Source organism: Rubrimonas sp. (genome assembly GCF_036788415.1).
Classification (GTDB): domain Bacteria; phylum Pseudomonadota; class Alphaproteobacteria; order Rhodobacterales; family Rhodobacteraceae; genus Rubrimonas.
Map to the genome: position 1 here is coordinate 1 of NZ_DAIQNN010000192.1, position 3,168 is coordinate 3,168.

Below are 3,168 nucleotides of genomic sequence, written 5' to 3' on the forward strand. Positions count from 1 at the left end.
GGACGCCCCCAAACCACCCCCTCACCGACCACGAATGCGCGGGTCCAGCGCGTCGGCGAGCGCCCGATCTTAGCTAGAAGCTGGTATCATGCGCATGATGGCGTTCATCGAAGTGGTTGAAACCACACTGTATCCCGCCTCGCGGCACACTTGGACTCCGACGCTGGATTCGGGTCCGTCGTTGATCTCGATGACGATCGTCCGCGGCCACAGCCAGCGCGGCTCAGTCGCGAAGAACGGGGCCAGCGCCGCACCCTCAAGGCCCTCGATGTCGATCTCCATCACGTCGATGCCGCCCGGGGCCCATGCGGCCACAATCTCGGCCAGCGGCAGGCCCTCGACCGCCTCGCCCTCTCCGACCTCCGAGACCCGCGTCGCGCCGAGGTTGCCGCTCTGCCGTTCGAGCCGGACTGGCCCGCGCCGCGCCGTCGCCGCGAAGGCGAACACGCGCGCCTCGTCAGCGCCACAGCTTGAGGCAGCGAGGTTGAAGCGCAGCCGCGCAGGCATCGCCGCTTGCGGCTCGACGAGCGCCGCGCGGAACGGGCGACCGGTCGTGCGTGCGGCGTCCCGCGCTGCCAGCGTGTAGAGCCCCGGATTCGCGCCGACGTCGAGGAAGCAGAAAGGCCCTTCCCCCGACCGAGCCTCCGCCGCGATGGCCTGCCGCTCGTCGCGCTCCCGGCGCGGCTCGTCCCGGAACACGCGCTTCTCGGCGATATTGTCGGCGGGATGCAGGCGCACGCGCTGGCCGCCGAATGCGCTCACGTCGAAGACTCGGGCCGACTTGCCGCCCGCCAGCCGGAAGGCCGCCGAGCGCAGTGCGCGTCCCACCGGGCTGGGACCCAAGGCGAGAGCCATCGCGCGCAACGCCGAAAGCGGGCCGGGCGGGGCGAAGGCGCCGAAAGGGGCCGCTTCGGCAACGTGGGGGCGTCTCATCGCCCTCTCCCATGCTTCCATGTCGCCGCGGCCTCCTCCAGCGCGGCGTCACGCCGCGCCGCCACCGTGCCGATCGCGAATTCCGCCGCGCAACGAGCGCGGCCGGCGCGCGCGAGCGCGGTGCGGCGCGCAGGGTCGTCGATCAGCGACCCGAGCGCCGCGGCTACGCCGCGACCCGACACCTCCGGAAGAATCAACGCGGCATCGCCCGCCACTTCGGCGAGCGCTCCTCGACCGGACGTGATCGCCGCGGCTCCGCCCGCGAAGGCCTCGATCAGCACCCGCCCGAACGCCTCCCCATAAATCGACGGCGACAGCGCGATCGCGGCGCGCTCGAAAGCGGCGCGGGCGACGTCGTGACGCTGGTCGCACAGAATGGTCGCCCGCGCCCCGAGCGGGCGGAGCGCGCGCTCGACCGCCGCGACGCTCTCCGACCCCTGCGCGGCGCGGCTCAACACGAAGGTCGCGCGCCAGTCCCGCCGCTCGGCGAGCGCGAGGGCCGCGCCTTCGGCGGCCTCTATCGCGCCCTTCTCGGGATGCGCCCGCCCGACGAAAAGCACCTCGCGCGCACGCTCGACCGCGGGGGCCCACCGCAGCAGATCAAGGCCGTTATGGACGACCCGCACACGCTCCGCAATGACGGGAAATGCCGCGCGCAGCGCGTCGGCGTTGAAAGCGCTATTGGCGACGACGCCGGCGAAGCGGGTGAGCGCCCGCCGGTCGAGCCAGCGCCGCAGCGAATTGCGCCGCGGCTTCATCAGCGCGTGTCGATGAAACACCACCGGGGCGTCGAGGGCGGCGGCGACGGCGCACGCCGTCGGGAAATGGTGATGGACGACCACGACGTCGGGCTCGAACCGGCGCAGCGCCCCGACCAGCGCGCGCGCGCCGAACGGCCCGCGTGCGAACGCCACACCTTCGAAGTCGACCCCGGGGAAGGGCGTCGCGACCGGCTCGGCGAACACGCGCAGCGTGGCGATGTGACGCGAGAACAGCGCGAAGTCGCGCGCGCTCAGATCGATCGCGGTGGCGCCGTCCTCGCTGAAGCGCATGTTGCGCGACAGGACGACGGCCACGCGCAAGGTTGGCTCAACCATGAGGCGAGCCCAATCCGCGCGCTTTTCTCATTTCCCGACCATCTCCGAGAACTCGCGCCACTCCCCTGCGCCCATGCCCGAATTCTCCTGGGTGACGGCTTCTCCCGCCAGCATCCGCCGCAGCGCCGCCATCGCCGGGCGCGAAAAGCTGACGGAACCCAGCCGATAGTCCTCGAAGGCCTCCCATGCGTGGGGGACCCAGTCGCGCACCAGCTCGCAGATCGCGTCGGCGTAGGCGCGGATCTCGTACTGCGCGTGCGCGTCAGCGCGCAGGCGCAGGAAGTGCAGCAGGTTGTGCAGATCGACCTTCCAGTACCACTGGGTGTAGGTCGACAGCGGCAACGCCATGCGGGCGAGCTCGCGCGCGAGCCCGTCCTCGCCGTCGAGCAGCCGGTCGTAGGCGTCGAAGGCGCGCCCCGCCTCGTCGCGCAGCAGCCCGAGCGCGCGCGCCGCGGCCTCTCCCTCCAGAACCTCGCCCCTGCCCTGCCGGTTGGACGCCGACTGCGCCGCGAGATGCTCCGGCGCGGGCGTGTAGAACTCGCGGTCGAGGATCGAATAGCGCGCAGAGTACTCGTTCACATTGGCGGTGCGGTGGCGGATCCACTGCCGCGCCACGAAGATCGGCAGCTTCACATGCAGCTTGATCTCGCACATCTCGAAGGGCGTGGAGTGCCAGTGGCGCATCAGATAGCGGATCAGGCCGCGGTCGTCGCGCGCGGCCCTGGTGCCCTTCCCGTAGCTGACGCGCGCCGCCTGCACGATGGCGGCGTCGTCGCCCATGTAGTCGATCACACGGACGAAACCGTGGTCGAGCACCGGGATCGCCGCGTAGAGCCGGGCCTCCATGCCGGGGCTGACCGCGCGCAGCGTCGGCGCATGGGCCGCGCGCTGTTCGTCGATCTCGGCCTTTTGTTCGGGCGACAGAGGCATAAGGTGGTCCTCGCGGGCTGGGGATTCGGCCCCATAGAACACAAGCCGGAGCGCGACATGAAGATCGAATATCTCCACACCATGGTGCGGGTGCGCGACATCGAGGCGTCCAAGCGCTTCTATTGCGACCTGCTGGGGCTGGAGGAGATCCGGCGCTACGACAACGAGGCGGGCAAGTTCACCCTCGTCTTCCTCGCGCCGCCGGGCC

At 71.0% G+C, this 3,168-nt stretch carries 4 protein-coding genes; 1 reads left to right on the top strand and 3 read right to left on the bottom strand.

What is annotated here, in order from left to right:
• Positions 1 to 69: 69 nt before the first annotated feature.
• The 3 genes from V7Q31_RS18305 to thyX are packed head-to-tail and all read right to left on the bottom strand — an operon-like array spanning position 70 to position 2,960.
• The gene (locus V7Q31_RS18305; RefSeq protein WP_333835279.1) at positions 70 to 933 is read right to left on the bottom strand and encodes an FkbM family methyltransferase; all 864 of its coding nucleotides are present in this window, start codon (positions 931 to 933) and stop codon (positions 70 to 72) included.
• On the bottom strand, positions 930 to 2,030 hold the full coding sequence (locus V7Q31_RS18310) for a glycosyltransferase family 4 protein (RefSeq protein WP_333835280.1): 1,101 nt from the start codon (positions 2,028 to 2,030) through the stop codon (positions 930 to 932). Before V7Q31_RS18310 ends, V7Q31_RS18305 begins: the two co-directional genes overlap by 4 nt.
• A gap of 27 nt (positions 2,031 to 2,057) precedes the next feature.
• Positions 2,058 to 2,960 carry an FAD-dependent thymidylate synthase gene (gene thyX / locus V7Q31_RS18315; RefSeq protein ID WP_333835281.1) on the bottom strand — a complete coding sequence of 301 codons (903 nt, stop codon included), beginning with the start codon at positions 2,958 to 2,960 and terminating at the stop codon, positions 2,058 to 2,060.
• Between the two features lie 57 nt (positions 2,961 to 3,017).
• Between thyX and V7Q31_RS18320 the strand changes: the two genes are divergently transcribed.
• On the top strand, positions 3,018 to 3,168 hold a 151-nt coding region (locus tag V7Q31_RS18320), incomplete at its 3' end, for a VOC family protein (protein ID WP_333835282.1).